A 14,852-nucleotide genomic window follows, 5' to 3' on the forward strand; every position below is an offset into this window, starting at 1 on the left:
AGGAACACGATGGTCGAAGTGTAGGGTGTGCTGTTGTGCGGCAGGGCTTTTTGCCAGTCTGCCGATAGGAGTTGCCTGCCTGCTTTGTTGTGATGGAGTGCGTCGATGTCGGATGCCAGCGCAAGTGTCACGACATCGGCTTTCAAGCCGTTTTGTACGGTCAACGACTGTTTGCCCGAACCGCCGTTAGAGAGGCGGATATCTGCTTCCTGTCCGTGTGTTTTTTGCCAGTAGCGTTGGAAAAACGGGTTGTATTCGCGGTAGAACTCGCGTGTCGGGTCGTACGATACATTCAGCATGACGACACGCTCGGGTTTGCCCTTGTCAGCCACGCTGCCGGACTGTCCGCATGAGGCGAGCCACACCGTTGCGCCGATGAAGATAATGCCCAGCCATGATTTGAGTCCCATCATATTTTCCTTATCAGACAAATACTTGAGCGGGAAATATAACAAGGCGAGAATCGTGCGGGAAATATTGTTTGCTTCTTTGGATATAACGGAAATGCGTTTGCGGCGATATGGAGCTTGGCGTTTGCAGATATTGCGTTTGAAGAGATGGGTAACGAAAAGGTCGTCTGAAAACTTCGATATACCGTTTTCAGACGACCTTTTGTCAATGATGCACTATAAAGACGATGCCTATGCTGTGAACGCTGCTTGCCCAAGTCTAAAACCATTTGCTTCGGACGGACAGGATTCAGCGGTGCATAATCATGGCTTTAATCCACGCGGGTATTTCGCGGGAGAGCTTGCGCAGGTAATTGGGCGTGGAGTCGCCGCAGGAATCGGAAGCGTAAAATTGGACATTTTTGTCTTTCAAATGGCGGTTGACGAGCCACTCGGCGCGTGCGAGATGGAAGGCGTCGCTGACGATGATGACGTTGGATACGTCTTGTAACAGTGGTGCGCTCAGGGCGATGTTTTCAAAGGTGCTTTCCGATTTGTTTTCGATGCGGATGTGTTCGGGCGGGATGCCCATGTCTATCGCCATAGATTGCATGGCTGCCGCTTCGTTGCTGCCGTCGCCGTCCGTGCCGCCGCTCATCAGCAACCTGCTGACTTTGTTTTGACGGTAGAGGGCGACGCCTGCTTCCACTCGGGAGCGCAGGCAGGGATTGGGTTTGCCGCGCCTGTTGACGGAATTGCCCAAGATGACGGCGATGTCGGCAGGTTTGATGTTTTGGGATGCTTTTTCTGCTTGGACGGCTTGGTAATGCAGCCAAGCCACGCTGGTCGCCCACATGAGGAGAAGCGGGAGGAAGCCCCATATTATCCATCTTTTCATAAATGATTCCTTTGGGTGTGTTGGGTATGTGCGGCGGGATATCGGTTGGATGGCGCGGCAGTGAAACATCATAGCATACGCGGATTGTCTGACCGGCGAGACGGGATGGGCGGTAGATTTCGGTTGCGGGCGGGGAGGGTATGTTGTGTTGTCATCGCGGTGAGGTCGTCTGAAACCATCTTCTGTTTTTCAGACGACCTCGTAAATGTTAAGATAAACCGTTTTTCCCTTTACGGTATGGAAGGGCGCAAAAAGCGGCGGCATAGGGTTGCCTGCTGTTTTGCGTTGTTCCACCATGTATTGATCGAAAGCCATTTATGACCGATATCCTCAATAAAATCCTTGCTACCAAGGCACAAGAAGTTGTCGCGCAAAAAGCGGCAGCACCGCTTGCGGAAGTCAAAGCGCAGTTGCGCGATGCCGAGCCAGTGCGTGACTTTTTTGCTTCCATCCGCAATAAACACGCCCAAAACTTGCCTGCCATTATCGCGGAAATCAAAAAAGCCAGTCCCAGCAAAGGGCTGATACGGCCTGATTTTCACCCTGCGGATATTGCGTGCGCTTATGAACGCGCGGGGGCGGCGTGTTTGTCTGTGTTGACTGACGAAGTGTATTTCCAAGGTTCGCCCGAGTATTTGAAACAGGCGCGTTCGGCGGTCAGCCTGCCGGTGTTGCGCAAAGATTTCATCATCGACGACTATCAGATTTATCAGGCGCGCACATGGGGCGCTGATGCGATTTTATTGATTGCGGCGGCCTTGGATGCCGCGCAGTTGACGCATTTTGAAGCCGTTGCCCACGATTTGGGCATGACCGTGCTGCTGGAATTGCACGACCAATCCGAATTGGAAAAATGCCGTAACATGACCACGCCGCTTTGGGGTGTGAACAACCGTAATCTGCGGACTTTTGAAGTCACGCTCCAGCAGACTTTAGACCTGCTTCCCGATCTGTCGGGCAAAACGGTCGTCACGGAAAGCGGTATCCGAAACAAAGACGATGTGGACTTTATGCGCGGTCACGGCGTGCATACGTTCTTAATCGGCGAAACCTTTATGCGGGCGGCGGATATCGAAGCCGAAGTGCGTAAGTTGTTTTAATACCGTGCCGTAAGGCGTGTAAGGCACACAATATCTTGCCTGCTTTTGAGGCGGTCTGCTTCGGAAGCAGGCAGTTTAGTGTTTCCCCGACCGCCACACCGACCAGATAATCCACAGGCTGTTGGCGAAGGCGATAAGGTAGCCGACGAAGCCGATAAACTTGGGGCCGGTTTCTATACTCATGACGATGGACGAACCGATAATCAGGGCGGCGGTGACGATGCCCATGGTCAGGCGGTTGGCGGCGCTGTCGATTTGATGGCTGATGCGGTCTGACTGCTTGAGGTCTAGGGTGATGCCGAATTTGCCTTTTTGCAGCATTCTGGTCAGCCTGAAGAAGTCTTGCGGCAGCGACTCCGCCATTTGCAACAGGGTGCGCAGTTGCGTTTTGGCGTTGCGGGCAATGTGGGCGGCGGAGGCTTGTTCTTTGACGGCGGCTTCGGTGATGGGTTTGGCGCGTTCGAGCAGTTCGATACTGCCGTCGAGCCGTTTGACGACGCCTTCGAGGGTGATGAGGGTTTTGAAGAGCATCACGAGGTCGCCGGGCAGGGTCAGCCCGTGGCGGCGCATGATGGAGGTGATGTCGTTGATGACTTGGCTGACGCGCAGGTCGCGGATGGGCGTGTGTTCGTAGTTGAGCAGCATTTCCAAGACGTCTGCGCCGAGCAGGTTTTCGTCGGGCAAATCGCCCTGCGCCCAGTCGCTGAGGACGTATTGGATGAGCAGTGCGTCGTTGTTGGTCAGGGCGTTGATGAGGTTGAGGATTTCGCGGCGGCGGGTGTTGCCGAGGTGTCCGACCAGCCCGAAGTCGATGAAGGTGATGCCGCCGTTGTCGTTGATGAAGATGTTGCCCGGATGGGGGTCGGCATGGAAAAAGCCTTGCCGCAGCATCATGGTGAAGAGGGTGTCGGTAATCCGTCCGGCAAGCCCGTTGCGCAAGGTGTGGGGCATGGTGTCGAGGTCGGCGTCTTTCAGGAGCGTGCCGCCGATGTAGTCTTGTACGAGGATGTGCCGGTTGGAAATGTCGGGATAGACGGCTGGGATGCGGACCAAAGGGTCGTCTGAAAAGGTCTGACCGAAGCGCTGCATATAGCGCAGCTCCACCGATAAATCGGTTTCTTTCGCCAGACTCTTGGCAAAATAGGCGACCATCAATACGGGCTGGTAACGGCGCACTTCGGGGATTTCGGATTCCATCAGTCTGGCGAGATGGTTCAAAATCCGCAGATCCGCCTGAATGACCGGCTCGATGTCGGGGCGTTTGACTTTGACGGCGACGGCGGTTCCGTCTAAAAGTTCGGCACGGTGTACCTGTGCCACCGACGCGCTGCCTGCGGGTTTCGGGTCTATGCTGCGGAACACTTCGGAAACGGGTTTGCCCAGATAGGCTTTGACCAAAGTATAGATTTCAGACGACGGTATCGGCGCGACGTTGCTTTGCAGTTGTTCGAACTCTTCAATCCACTCCGCCCCGAAAATATCGACCCGCGTGGACAATACCTGACCGAGTTTGACGAAGGTCGGACCCAGCTCCTCAAACGCTTTGCGGAAGCGTCGCGGCGTACTCATATAACGGCTGTCGGGATGCACTTCGTCCCCGCCCGCCGCGCCCAAACGGATGCGCTGCACAAAGCCGCCCAAGCCGTATTTCGTCAGCACGGTAATAATTTCGCGCATTCTGGAAAAGTCGCGCATAGCGAGCAGAGTAGGTATCATCATGGGTCGGGTATCTTTGCAAAATTTTTTATAAACAACGCTTTAACGCAATATAACAGACGCTTTTTTGCCAAACATCCTGTTTTTTATATACAATCGCCTGAATATCCCAGATACAGAATAACATAATAGCAGGCGGCAGACAGGTCGTCTGAAAATGGAATCAGTCAAACATGAAAGCCTTATCCAGGCTGGCGGCACTATTGGCTTCGGTCTATGTGCTGTCCGGCATTCATTTTGCAAACGCCGACGATCTCGATTCGTTCGTCAGAAACAGACAGCAGGTTTTAAACCAATTTGAAGATGCAAGACAACCTGCTTCCCCGGCACTCCTCCAACCCGGACGCGCAATCACTGCCGCGATCGCTCCCCGCCAACCCGTAAGCTCTGTACAGTCATCAGACAATGCAGACGAACTCATCAGCAGCGCGATGGGGCTTTTGGGCGTAGCCTACCGCTACGGCGGCACATCCGCGTCCACAGGTTTCGACTGCAGCGGCTTTATGCAGCACATCTTCAAACGCTCGATGGGCGTAAACCTCCCGCGCACTTCCGCCGCACAGGCAAAAATGGGTGTCGGCGTATCGCGTAGCGAATTGCAGCCGGGCGACATGGTGTTCTTCCGCACGATGGGTCGCGGCAGAATCTCCCACGTCGGCCTCTACATTGGCAACAACCGTTTCATCCACGCGCCGCGTACCGGCAAACGTATTGAAGTCACCAGCCTCAGCAACAAATACTGGAATGCCAAATACGCCTTCGCCCGCCGCGTGAAGAAAAACGATCCGTCCCGTTTCCTCAATTAAGTCTAGGAAAGTACCAACGTGAGTATGCCTGAAATGCCCAAATGGTATGACGACGACGGGCAAATCGTATCCTGCACTGAAAAAGTGAAAGTCATGACCGAGAACATGACCGAGCTTTATCAGGCGGCGCAAGACGCATTCGAAGACGCGCTTCTGATGGGGTGCGGCGAGAAGCAGTTGCGCGAATACCTGCGAGCCTTGATTGAAGGTGTGGAAAATCCCTACCGGAAATCCTAGGCGGAAAATCCCTATCCGACGGCATGGCTTTTGAACCATGCCGTTTTTTATGGGCGGCAACCCGACAAGGTCGTCTGAAAGCCGGCAAGATGCTTTCAGACGACCTTATCGTTTGGTTTCATCATTGATTGATGCGGATAAGCGCGAAAACGGCAAATCGATGTTGCATTCGGGCTGAGCCACACTTTTCAGACGACCCCAAGGGCGTTATGATTCAATTATTAACAAAGATTCATAAACCGCCCGTCTGCAAAGCGGCAAACCATAGAGGAAACCCGACCCATGCACACCATCCGCGCCTTGCTCGTCCTGCTCGGCTGCCTCGCGCTCGGCGAAACCGCCGCCTACCTTACGGGCATCAAGCTGCCCGGCAGTATCATCGGCATGGGCATTCTGTTTGCCATGCTTCAGGCGGGGTGGGTGAAAGCCGAGTGGTTGCAGCAGCTTACCGACGCGCTGATGTCAAACCTGACGCTCTTCCTTGTGCCGCCCTGCGTTGCCGTCATCAGCTATTTGGATTTGATTGCCGACAGTTGGCTGTCGATACTCGTCTCCGCCGCCGCCAGTACCGTGTGCGTCCTGTTGGTTACGGGCAAAGTGCACCAATGGATACGGGAGAAAATCTGATGGACGACATCCTTTCCCTGTGGCAGCAGCCCAGCGTTTTGCTTTTTCTGACGCTGGCGGTTTACGCGTTGGCACTCATCCTCCGCGCGCGGACGGGCTATCTGCTGCTCAACCCCGTCTTAATCAGCACCGTGACCCTGATTGCCTACCTCAAAATCCTCGACATCGATTACGCCGTGTACCACGATGCCGCGCAGTTTATCGACTTCTGGCTCAAGCCCGCCGTCGTCGCACTTGCCGTCCCGCTTTATCAAAACCGTCAAAAAATCTTCAGCCAGTGGCTGCCCGTCATCGTCTCGCAGCTTGCCGGCAGCGTGACCGGCATCATCACAGGCATGTATTTCGCCAAATGGCTGGGCGCGGAACGCGAAGTCGTCCTCTCGCTCGCCGCCAAATCCGTGACCAACCCCATCGCCATCGAAATCACCCGCACCATAGGCGGCATCCCCGCCATCACCGCCGCCACCGTCATCGTCGCCGGACTGGTCGGGCAGATAGCCGGTTATACCGTGCTTAAAAACACCGTCGGCATGCCCTCGTCGGTCGGCATGTCGCTCGGCACCGCCTCACACGCCATGGGCATCGCCGCCTCGCTCGAACGCAGCCGGCGCATGGCGGCATACGCAGGGCTGGGGCTGACCCTCAACGGCGTACTGACCGCCGCCATCGCCCCGATTATCATCCCCGTATTAGGATTCTGAACACTTTTCAGACGACCCCCGATGAACCAAAAAGGTCGTCTGAAACCCAAACCCATAGCAACCCCAAACAAAGGAGCAGCAAAATGGCAGTCAACCTCACAGAAAAAACCGCAGACCAACTGCTGAACATCGACGGCATCCAACTCTTCACCGCCCGCGCAGGCATCAAACAAACCGACCGCGCCGACCTCACCCTGATGGTACTTTCCGGCGGCAACACCGTCGGTGCCGTCTTTACCACCAACCGCTTCTGCGCCGCCCCCGTCCACATCGCCAAATCACACCTCTTCGACGAAGACGGCGTGCGCGCCATCATCATCAACACCGGCAACGCCAACGCCGGCACAGGCGCGCAAGGCAGAATCGACGCCATCGAAACCTGCGCCGCCACCGCCGAACAAACCGGCTGCAAACCCTCCCAAGTCCTCCCGTTCTCCACAGGTGTCATCCTCGAGCCCCTGCCCGTCGGCAAAATCACCGCCGCCCTGCCCAAAATGCAGCCCGCCGACTGGGCAGATGCCGCACGCGCCATCATGACCACCGACACCGTGCCCAAATCCGCCTCGCGCGAAGGCAGCGTCGGCGAAAAACACACCGTCCGCGCCACCGGCATCGCCAAAGGCTCCGGCATGATCCACCCCAACATGGCGACCATGCTCTCCTTCATCGCCACCGATGCCAAAGTTTCCCAACCCGTCCTCCAACTGATGACCCAAGAAATCGCCGACGAAACCTTCAACACCATCACCGTTGACGGCGACACCAGCACCAACGACAGCTTCGTCATCATCGCTACCGGCAAAAACAGCCAAAGCGAAATCGACAACATCGCCGACCCGCGCTACAAACAGCTCAAAGACCTGCTCGGCAGCCTCGCCCTCGAACTTGCCCAAGCCGTCGTCCGCGACGGCGAAGGCGCGACCAAATTCATCACCGTCCGCGTCGAAAACGCCAAAACCCGCGACGAAGCCCGCCAAGTCGCCTACGCCGTCGCCCACTCGCCCCTCGTTAAAACCGCCTTCTTCGCCTCCGACCCCAACCTCGGCAGACTGCTCGCCGCCATCGGCTACGCAGGCATCGCCGATTTGGATGCCGACGCCCTCGAAATGTATCTTGACGACGTATTGGTTGCCGAAAACGGCGGCCGCGCCGCAAGCTACACCGAAGAACAAGGGCAGGCAGTGATGGCGAAAGACGAAATCACCGTCCGCATCAAACTCCACCGCGGACAAGCCGCCGCCACCGTCTATACCTGCGACCTGTCGCACGACTACGTCTCCATCAACGCAGACTACCGCTCGTAAGGACAGATTGTAAGTTTTGGGTTTTCAGACGACGTCTGAGGTCGTCTGAAAGTTTGAAACAATGGTTTGAGAACGGCAAAAAACGCGTGCGCGCATACCGCATACACCCTACACCTCGGTTTTAAAGTTTGTGCCGTCCGCAGGTAGGGTGCGTGGCGTAGCCATGCACGCGGTTAGTAGAGATTCAGGCTACGGCTTGCTTCGCCACATCAAGGGAAACACGATCAAAAAGAACGGTATTTCCAACAGTGTTCAACTGGTAGCGTGTGCTATGCCCGCGAAAATATAAAAGGTCGTCTGAAACCTGTACGCAGGCTTTCAGACGACCTTTGCTTTCCCAAAAACAATCCGTGGGCAAAGCCCACGCTACGGCTGGTTGTGTTTTAAATATGGTATTTATTCATTAATTTCACCGTCAGGTAGTCCAAACCACCTTAAGGGAATCGTGTTAAATTGGTAGTGACAGTTAACACAGATAATATAATCTAAAACATCTTTATATTCTGGCTTTGTAAACCAATCATTCAAAACATAGACATATTCAACCCGCCAACCTAAAGAGTGAACCAATTTTGTATATTGTTTTCTCTTAAAGTCGCAAGTTTGTAATTTCTCATCTACGGAACCAGGGGTTTGTTGAAATTTGATTTCAATGATAAATAAGGTATCACGGATGATGATAAATAACCCATTGTCGGGCAGTAATCTTTTAGACAGATGGTCTTTCCAATTAATATTGTATTCCGGTCTTTCCAAAAATCGGTAAAACTCATATTTTTTGAAACAATAAGCCTTCAATTCTCCATTAAACCAAACTTCATAACCAGCATTATCATCTGTTTTTCTTAAGTCGTACCCGGGAATTTCTTCAAACAGCTGTCGTAAGTCTGTGCGTTCTTCGAATCTGAGTCCTGTTTGTGTTTTTGCACCGCCGATTCCACCAATAATCATTTTTCTAACCTTTTCTTTGCTAATTCAAAAAAATCTTCTTCTAGTTCGCAACCGCAAAATTTCCGACCATGTTTTAAGGCGGCGACTCCTGTTGTGCCGCTGCCCATGAAAGGGTCAAAAATTAAATCTCCAATGTTTGAAGCTGACAGTATGCAGCGTTCAAGCAAGGCGAGTGGTTTTTGTGTCGGATGTTTGCCGAATGTTTTTTCGGCTTTATTTGGAGGAGGGAATGTCCAAACACATTTCATCTGTTTGCCATCGTTTTGTGTTTTCATGGTTTCATAATGAAACGTGTGTTTGGCTTTTTTATTTTTCTTTGCCCATAAGATTGTTTCTGTTGAATGGGTAAAGAAACGACAGGACAAATTAGGGGGAGGATTGGGTTTTTCCCAAGTAATATTGTTCAAAATATGGTAGCCGATGGTTTGCATCAGGTAGCCGATTAAATAGATATTATGGAATGTGCCGCAAACCCAAATTGTGCCGTTTGGTTTTAATAAGGCGTAACACAGTCGGAGCCATTCTTCGTAGAATTCCAAATCTGCCGCCATTCCTTTGGATTTATCCCAGTTGCCTTTATTAACGGAAACCATTTGTCCGTTTTGACAACTGAAGCCGTTATTGGAAAGAAAGTAAGGCGGATCTGCGAAAATCATATCAAAACAGCCGTTTGGATGTTTTTCCAATATCTTCCGCATGATGTTAAGGGAATTTTCGTTGTAGAGGACAAGGTCGTCTGAAACGATTTTTTTCAACCGGTTTTGATAAATGGCGGCTTCTTCAGCCAGTTTGTCGAAATCACTCATAAATTGCCAGCAATTCTCCGACCTTTTTACGGCTGCTGCCCTTTGCAGCGATATTGCGTTGTACTTCAACTGTTTTCAGAATGGCAGAAGAATAAATATCCCTTGTGAATTCAGTATCATGATTTGAAATCAAAACACCTTGAGAGTTAGGTGCAATTTGTTGGGCTGACTGGGAAAGGCGGATTTGATCGTCTAAATTGAAACCTTCTTTGGCATAAGTGGTAAATGAAGCGGTTAGGCTTAAAGGCGCATAAGGAGGATCACAATAAACAGTATCCGTATTGTCTGCCAGAGATAGGGTCGTCTGAAAATCTCCGCACATTAATTCAACTCTGTCAGATTTTTGAATGAAACCTTCCATTTCTTGTTGGGGAAAGTAAGGCGATTTGTAGCGTCCGAACGGCACATTGAATGCCCCTTTGCTGTTGTAACGGCATAAACCGTTAAAAGCATGGCGGTTCAGATAGATAAATAGAGCGGAACGTTCGTGCAGATTTTTGCTAGAGTTGAATTGTTCCCGCAATTCATAAAATTTTGAATCGTTATTGTTGTCGGAATTAAAGAAAGAGCGGGCATAGTCGATGAATACGGACTTTTCTTCTTTTAAGATATGGAATAAGCCGATTACGTCAGCGTTAATATCATTGAGCAGATAATGTTCGAAATCCAATGCAAGAGACAAAGCGGCAGAACCGCAAAAGGGTTCAATTAGACGTTTTCGTGCAGAAGAAGGGAGGTTGTGTTCGATAAAGGGGACAAGTTTATGTTTGCCGCCTGCCCATTTTAGGAAGGGTTTTGAAGCCATTAGGATGCAGAGTATAAGCGTGGTTGATTGGCTTGGAATTGTGCCAAAACATCGTGAGGAATACAATGGATTGTTAGACTTATCAACTCAATCTACCTTAAAAAGGTCGTCTGAAAACCCTGTTTCCAAGTTTTCAGACGACCTTTTTTAATTACAGCAATCAATGCCGAATCGGCTTTACACCACGATGTTCACCAGTCTGCCCGGTACGACGATGATTTTCTTCGCAGGCTTGCCTTCCATGAATTTCACCGCGCCTTCGGTGGCGAGTGCGGCGGCTTCGAGGTCGGCTTTGGAGGCGTCGGCGGCGACGGTGATTTTGCCACGCAGTTTGCCGTTGACTTGAACCATCACTTCGATTTCGGATTTGACCAAGGCGGCTTCGTCGACTGTCGGCCAGGCTGCTTCCCACAGTTTCGCGCTGTTCAATTCGCTCCACAGGGTTTCGCAGATGTGCGGCACGATGGGCCACAACAGGCGTACGGCGGTTTCCAATACTTCTTGGGCGACGGCGCGGCCTTGTTCGCCGCCGGTGTCGGTTTTGTCGTATTGGTTGAGCAGTTCCATCACGGCGGCGATGGCGGTGTTGAACTGCTGGCGGCGGCCGTAGTCGTCGCTGACTTTGGCGATGGTGGAATGCAGTTTGTGGCGCAGGTCTTTGAGTTCTTTAGACAAACCGTCTTGGCTGCCTGCAAACGCTTTGACCGCGCCGCCTTGTTTCAGGTATTCGTAAACGGTACGCCACAGGCGGCGCAGGAAGCGGTGCGCGCCTTCGACGCCGCTGTCGCTCCATTCGAGGGACTGTTCGGGCGGTGCGGCGAACATCATGAACAGGCGGGCGGTGTCCGCGCCGTAGGCGTTAATCAGTTCTTGCGGATCGACGCCGTTATTTTTGGACTTGGACATTTTTTCCGTGCCGCTGATGACGACGGGCAGTCCGTCGGCTTTGAGGACGGCGGAAACGGGGCGGCCTTTGTCGTCGAAAGTCAGCTCGACATCGGCAGGGTTGATCCAGTCTTTGCTGCCGTTGGTGTTTTCGCGGTAGTAGGTTTCACAAACGACCATGCCTTGCGTGAGCAGGCGTTCGAACGGTTCGTCCACGCTGACTAAACCTTCGTCGCGCATCAGTTTGGTGAAGAAGCGCGCGTACAAGAGGTGCAGAATCGCGTGTTCGATACCGCCGATGTATTGGTCGACCGCGCCCCAATATTTCGCAGCTTCAGTCGATACCATGCCTTCTGCGAACTTGGGCGACATGTAGCGGAAGAAATACCAGCTCGATTCCATGAAGGTGTCCATGGTGTCGGTTTCGCGTTTCGCCGCGCCGCCGCAGCATGGGCAGGTGGTTTCGTAAAACTCGGGCATTTTTGCCAGCGGCGAACCCATGCCGTCGGGTACGACGTTTTCAGGCAGGACGACGGGCAATTGGTCGGCTGGGACGGGTACGTCGCCGCATTTTTCGCAATGGACGATGGGAATCGGGCAGCCCCAGTAGCGCTGGCGCGAAATACCCCAGTCGCGCAGGCGGTATTGGGTTTTCGGTTCGCCTGCGTCTTGGCTTTGCAGTTTGGCGGCGATGGCGTCGAAGGCCGTCTGAAAATTCATGCCGTCCAAGTCGCCGCTGTTGACCAATACGCCGTTTTCTTTGTCGCCGTACCATTCTTGCCATTGGTTTGCGTCGAATGCGTTGTCGCCGACGGCAATGACTTGTTTTTTCGGCAGATTGTATTTGGTGGCAAACTCGAAATCGCGTTCGTCGTGCGCCGGAACCGCCATCACTGCGCCGTCGCCGTAGCCCCACAATACATAGTTGGCAATCCACACTTCCAGCTTGTCGCCGTTGAGCGGGTTGACGACGTAGCGGCCGGTCGGCACGCCTTTTTTCTCCATCGTCGCCATGTCGGCTTCGGCAACCGAGCCGGCTTTGCATTCGGCGATAAATGCCTGCAATTCGGGTTTGTCGGCGGCTGCGGCGGTTGCCAGCGGATGCTCGGCGGCAACGGCGACATAAGTCGCGCCCATCAACGTGTCGGGACGGGTGGTATAAACTTGCAGGAATTTCGCGTAATCGCCTTCCAAGCCTTGTTTGCTGTCGTCTGAAACGGCGAAGCGCACGGTCATACCGCGTGATTTGCCGATCCAGTTGCGCTGCATGGTTTTGACTTGTTCCGGCCAGTGTTCCAGCTTGTCCAAATCGTTGAGCAGCTCTTCGGCGTAATCCGTGATTTTGAAGTAATACATCGGGATTTCGCGTTTTTCGATCAACGCGCCCGAACGCCAGCCGCGTCCGTCGATGACTTGCTCGTTGGCAAGGACGGTTTGGTCGACCGGGTCCCAGTTTACCGTGCCATTTTTGCGATAGACGATGCCTTTTTCAAACAGCTTGGTAAACAGCCATTGCTCCCAGCGGTAGTATTCGGGTTTGCAGGTGGCGACTTCGCGTTCCCAGTCAATCGCAAAACCCAGGCTTTTGAGCTGGGTTTTCATGTATTCGATGTTGTCGTACGTCCAAGCGGCGGGGGCGACGTTGTTTTTCATCGCCGCGTTTTCCGCAGGCATGCCGAACGCGTCCCAACCCATAGGCTGCATGACGTTGAAGCCGTTTAAGAGTTTGAAGCGGCTCAATACGTCGCCGATGGTGTAGTTGCGCACATGCCCCATGTGCAGCTTGCCGCTGGGATAGGGGAACATAGAGAGGCAGTAGTATTTGGGTTTGGAAGCGTCTTCGGAGACGTTGAAAATACGGGCGTCATCCCATTTTTTCTGCGCCGCAGGCTCGATGGCGGCGGGCTGGTAATGTTCTTGCATGGTCATTCTGTTTTTCGCTTGAAAATGTGAGGGCGGGCTGACGATTCGATAACGGCGGTATTTTGTTCCATAAGTTGCCGCCTTCTGCGGTTTTTGCCTTGAATCTGACATTTCTGTGCCAAAATCCGGCCCGTTTCGAATCGCCCGTCCGCCCTGAGAAAAATAAAAGAGGGATTATAGCAGGTTGTCGGTAGGTCGGTTTGACAAAGGTCGTCTGAAAACAGAACGGTATTTTTCAGACGACCCCGCATTCAGACACTTGAGTTTTCCCCACCCCACCCATATATCCGGTCTAGTTTTTACACATATCAACAACCATTACTATCATGAGCAACCAAGATTTTTATGCAACACTCGGCGTGGCGCGCGGTGCGAGCGACGACGAAATCAAAAAAGCCTACCGCAAGCTGGCGATGAAATACCACCCCGACCGCAATCCCGGCGACAAAGAAGCGGAAGAAAAATTTAAAGAAGTTCAAAAAGCCTACGACACCTTGTCCGACAAAGAAAAACGCGCCATGTATGACCAATACGGCCATGCCGCGTTTGAGCAAGGCATGGGCGGCGGCGCAGGAGGATTCGGCGGTTTTGGCGGATTCGGCGGCGCGCAGGGCTTCGACTTTTCCGACATTTTCAGCCAAATGTTCGGCGGAGGCGGGGGCGGTGGCCGTCAGCCAAACTATCAAGGCGCGGATTTGCAGGTCGGCGTGGAAATCACGCTGGAAGATGCCGCCAAAGGCATCAAAAAACGCATCAACATCCCGACCTACGAAGAATGCGATGTCTGCCACGGCAGCGGCGCAAAACCCGGCACGTCCGCATCGACTTGTTCGACCTGTCACGGTTCCGGTACGGTACACGTCCGCCAAGCTATTTTCCAAATGCAGCAGACCTGTCCGACCTGCCACGGCACAGGCAAGGAAATCAAAGATCCGTGCGTCAAATGCCGTGGCGAAGGCCGCACCAAAACCAGCAAAACCGTTGAGGTCAATATTCCCGCCGGCATCGACGACGGTCAACGCATCCGCTTGAGCGGCGAAGGCGAACCGGGTACGCACGGCGCGCCCGCAGGCGATTTGTACGTCAACGTCCGCGTCAAAGAACACAAAATCTTCGAGCGCAACGGCTTAGATTTGCATTGCGAGCTGCCCATCAGTTTCGCCGTCGCAGCCCTGGGCGGCGAAGTCGAAGTTCCGACCTTGGACGGCAAAGTCAAACTGAACATTCCGAAAGAAACGCAAACCGGCCGCCGCATGCGCGTCAAAGGCAAAGGCATCAAATCCCTGCGTTCCAGCGCGACGGGCGATTTGTACTGCCACGTTGTGGTGGAAACGCCGGTCAACCTGACCGACCGCCAGAAAGAGTTGCTGGAAGAGTTCGAGAAAATCTCCACCGGTCTCGACCGCAGCCAAACCCCGCGCAAAAAATCGTTCTGGGACAAAGTGGGTGAACTGTTTGACTGATTCGGATTTGAAAACAGTAAAAGGTCGTCTGAAAGCTGAACTGGCCCCCAAATCTTGGACACTCATAAAAGCCTATTCAGGCGCTCTGTGCAAGCTGGGTTCTGTATGCGACAGGACTCAGCTTTTTCAATTTCAAACTGCAACGCTCCCGGTTGTAGTAATCCATATAGTCATCTATCTGCTTCATCAATTCATCTACCGTCAATTCACCTGCATTATAGAAACACTCCGTCTTCAACAC

At 53.1% G+C, this 14,852-nt stretch carries 14 protein-coding genes and 1 pseudogene; 8 read left to right on the forward strand and 7 right to left on the reverse strand.

The window, feature by feature from the left end; genetic code table 11:
- Together HMPREF1028_RS15225 and HMPREF1028_RS12090 are read right to left on the reverse strand one after the other, a co-directional pair.
- Positions 1-431 (reverse strand): annotated as a pseudogene (locus tag HMPREF1028_RS15225) (sulfate ABC transporter substrate-binding protein); the annotation flags it as partial.
- 268 nt (positions 432-699) lie between these two features.
- Positions 700-1,287: a YdcF family protein gene (locus tag HMPREF1028_RS12090; RefSeq protein ID WP_009313060.1), complete on the reverse strand. Its 588-nt coding sequence runs from the start codon at positions 1,285-1,287 to the stop codon at positions 700-702.
- Positions 1,288-1,604: 317 nt separating this feature from the next.
- Between HMPREF1028_RS12090 and trpC the strand changes: the two genes are divergently transcribed.
- Positions 1,605-2,387 (forward strand): indole-3-glycerol phosphate synthase TrpC, encoded by a 783-nt coding sequence (trpC, locus tag HMPREF1028_RS12095; RefSeq protein ID WP_009313062.1) that lies wholly within the window; start codon positions 1,605-1,607, stop codon positions 2,385-2,387.
- A gap of 75 nt (positions 2,388-2,462) precedes the next feature.
- Here the strand turns inward: trpC and HMPREF1028_RS12100 are convergent, their stop codons facing one another.
- Positions 2,463-4,106, reverse strand: a complete 1,644-nt coding sequence (locus HMPREF1028_RS12100; RefSeq protein WP_009313064.1) for an AarF/UbiB family protein — start codon at positions 4,104-4,106, stop codon at positions 2,463-2,465.
- 170 nt (positions 4,107-4,276) lie between these two features.
- Between HMPREF1028_RS12100 and HMPREF1028_RS12105 the strand changes: the two genes are divergently transcribed.
- The 6 genes from HMPREF1028_RS12105 (at position 4,277) to argJ (ending at position 7,778) form a co-directional block, all read left to right on the forward strand.
- Complete coding sequence (locus HMPREF1028_RS12105) at positions 4,277-4,909, forward strand: C40 family peptidase (protein ID WP_009313066.1); 633 nt, start codon at positions 4,277-4,279, stop codon at positions 4,907-4,909.
- Between the two features lie 18 nt (positions 4,910-4,927).
- Positions 4,928-5,146 (forward strand): hypothetical protein, encoded by a 219-nt coding sequence (locus HMPREF1028_RS12110; RefSeq protein WP_036529748.1) that lies wholly within the window; start codon positions 4,928-4,930, stop codon positions 5,144-5,146.
- A 37-nt stretch (positions 5,147-5,183) separates the two neighbouring features.
- The gene (locus tag HMPREF1028_RS14965) at positions 5,184-5,324 is read left to right on the forward strand and encodes a hypothetical protein (RefSeq protein WP_156798174.1); all 141 of its coding nucleotides are present in this window, start codon (positions 5,184-5,186) and stop codon (positions 5,322-5,324) included.
- A 104-nt stretch (positions 5,325-5,428) separates the two neighbouring features.
- Complete coding sequence (locus HMPREF1028_RS12115) at positions 5,429-5,773, forward strand: CidA/LrgA family protein (protein WP_009313070.1); 345 nt, start codon at positions 5,429-5,431, stop codon at positions 5,771-5,773.
- Complete coding sequence (locus HMPREF1028_RS12120) at positions 5,773-6,474, forward strand: LrgB family protein (protein WP_009313072.1); 702 nt, start codon at positions 5,773-5,775, stop codon at positions 6,472-6,474. The genes HMPREF1028_RS12115 and HMPREF1028_RS12120 overlap by 1 nt, the downstream gene beginning before the upstream one ends.
- An 83-nt stretch (positions 6,475-6,557) precedes the next feature.
- Positions 6,558-7,778 carry a bifunctional glutamate N-acetyltransferase/amino-acid acetyltransferase ArgJ gene (gene argJ / locus HMPREF1028_RS12125; protein ID WP_009313074.1) on the forward strand — a complete coding sequence of 407 codons (1,221 nt, stop codon included), beginning with the start codon at positions 6,558-6,560 and terminating at the stop codon, positions 7,776-7,778.
- A gap of 396 nt (positions 7,779-8,174) precedes the next feature.
- On the opposite strand, the gene HMPREF1028_RS12130 is transcribed toward argJ, so the two are convergent.
- The 4 genes from HMPREF1028_RS12130 to leuS all read right to left on the reverse strand — a co-directional run bounded on the left by HMPREF1028_RS12130 (position 8,175) and on the right by leuS (position 13,148).
- On the reverse strand, positions 8,175-8,729 hold the full coding sequence (locus tag HMPREF1028_RS12130; protein ID WP_009313076.1) for a hypothetical protein: 555 nt from the start codon (positions 8,727-8,729) through the stop codon (positions 8,175-8,177).
- Complete coding sequence (locus HMPREF1028_RS12135) at positions 8,726-9,535, reverse strand: site-specific DNA-methyltransferase (RefSeq protein ID WP_009313078.1); 810 nt, start codon at positions 9,533-9,535, stop codon at positions 8,726-8,728. The genes HMPREF1028_RS12130 and HMPREF1028_RS12135 overlap by 4 nt, the downstream gene beginning before the upstream one ends.
- Positions 9,528-10,340, reverse strand: a complete 813-nt coding sequence (locus HMPREF1028_RS12140) for a Dam family site-specific DNA-(adenine-N6)-methyltransferase (RefSeq protein WP_009313080.1) — start codon at positions 10,338-10,340, stop codon at positions 9,528-9,530. The genes HMPREF1028_RS12135 and HMPREF1028_RS12140 overlap by 8 nt, the downstream gene beginning before the upstream one ends.
- A 177-nt stretch (positions 10,341-10,517) precedes the next feature.
- Positions 10,518-13,148 (reverse strand): leucine--tRNA ligase, encoded by a 2,631-nt coding sequence (gene leuS, locus HMPREF1028_RS12145; protein WP_036529753.1) that lies wholly within the window; start codon positions 13,146-13,148, stop codon positions 10,518-10,520.
- A gap of 326 nt (positions 13,149-13,474) precedes the next feature.
- Here leuS and dnaJ point away from each other — a divergent pair, with 326 nt between their 5' ends.
- Positions 13,475-14,611, forward strand: a complete 1,137-nt coding sequence (dnaJ, locus tag HMPREF1028_RS12150; RefSeq protein WP_003769239.1) for a molecular chaperone DnaJ — start codon at positions 13,475-13,477, stop codon at positions 14,609-14,611.
- The last annotated feature ends 241 nt before the right edge of the window (positions 14,612-14,852 follow it).

Origin of the sequence: Neisseria sp. GT4A_CT1 (genome assembly GCF_000227275.1) — a bacterium.
Taxonomy (GTDB): domain Bacteria; phylum Pseudomonadota; class Gammaproteobacteria; order Burkholderiales; family Neisseriaceae; genus Neisseria.

Excerpts from the sequence above, each read along its gene's own strand:
- HMPREF1028_RS12090 (WP_009313060.1), bottom strand. The coding sequence starts at position 1,287 with ATGAAAAGATGGATAATATGGGGCTTCCTCCCGCTTCTCCTCATGTGG.
- trpC (WP_009313062.1), top strand. The coding sequence starts at position 1,605 with ATGACCGATATCCTCAATAAAATCCTTGCTACCAAGGCACAAGAAGTT.
- HMPREF1028_RS12100 (WP_009313064.1), bottom strand. The coding sequence starts at position 4,106 with ATGATGATACCTACTCTGCTCGCTATGCGCGACTTTTCCAGAATGCGC.
- HMPREF1028_RS12105 (WP_009313066.1), top strand. The coding sequence starts at position 4,277 with ATGAAAGCCTTATCCAGGCTGGCGGCACTATTGGCTTCGGTCTATGTG.
- HMPREF1028_RS14965 (WP_156798174.1), top strand. The coding sequence starts at position 5,184 with ATGCCGTTTTTTATGGGCGGCAACCCGACAAGGTCGTCTGAAAGCCGG.
- HMPREF1028_RS12115 (WP_009313070.1), top strand. The coding sequence starts at position 5,429 with ATGCACACCATCCGCGCCTTGCTCGTCCTGCTCGGCTGCCTCGCGCTC.
- HMPREF1028_RS12120 (WP_009313072.1), top strand. The coding sequence starts at position 5,773 with ATGGACGACATCCTTTCCCTGTGGCAGCAGCCCAGCGTTTTGCTTTTT.
- argJ (WP_009313074.1), top strand. The coding sequence starts at position 6,558 with ATGGCAGTCAACCTCACAGAAAAAACCGCAGACCAACTGCTGAACATC.
- HMPREF1028_RS12130 (WP_009313076.1), bottom strand. The coding sequence starts at position 8,729 with ATGATTATTGGTGGAATCGGCGGTGCAAAAACACAAACAGGACTCAGA.
- HMPREF1028_RS12135 (WP_009313078.1), bottom strand. The coding sequence starts at position 9,535 with ATGAGTGATTTCGACAAACTGGCTGAAGAAGCCGCCATTTATCAAAAC.
- HMPREF1028_RS12140 (WP_009313080.1), bottom strand. The coding sequence starts at position 10,340 with ATGGCTTCAAAACCCTTCCTAAAATGGGCAGGCGGCAAACATAAACTT.
- leuS (WP_036529753.1), bottom strand. The coding sequence starts at position 13,148 with ATGCAAGAACATTACCAGCCCGCCGCCATCGAGCCTGCGGCGCAGAAA.
- dnaJ (WP_003769239.1), top strand. The coding sequence starts at position 13,475 with ATGAGCAACCAAGATTTTTATGCAACACTCGGCGTGGCGCGCGGTGCG.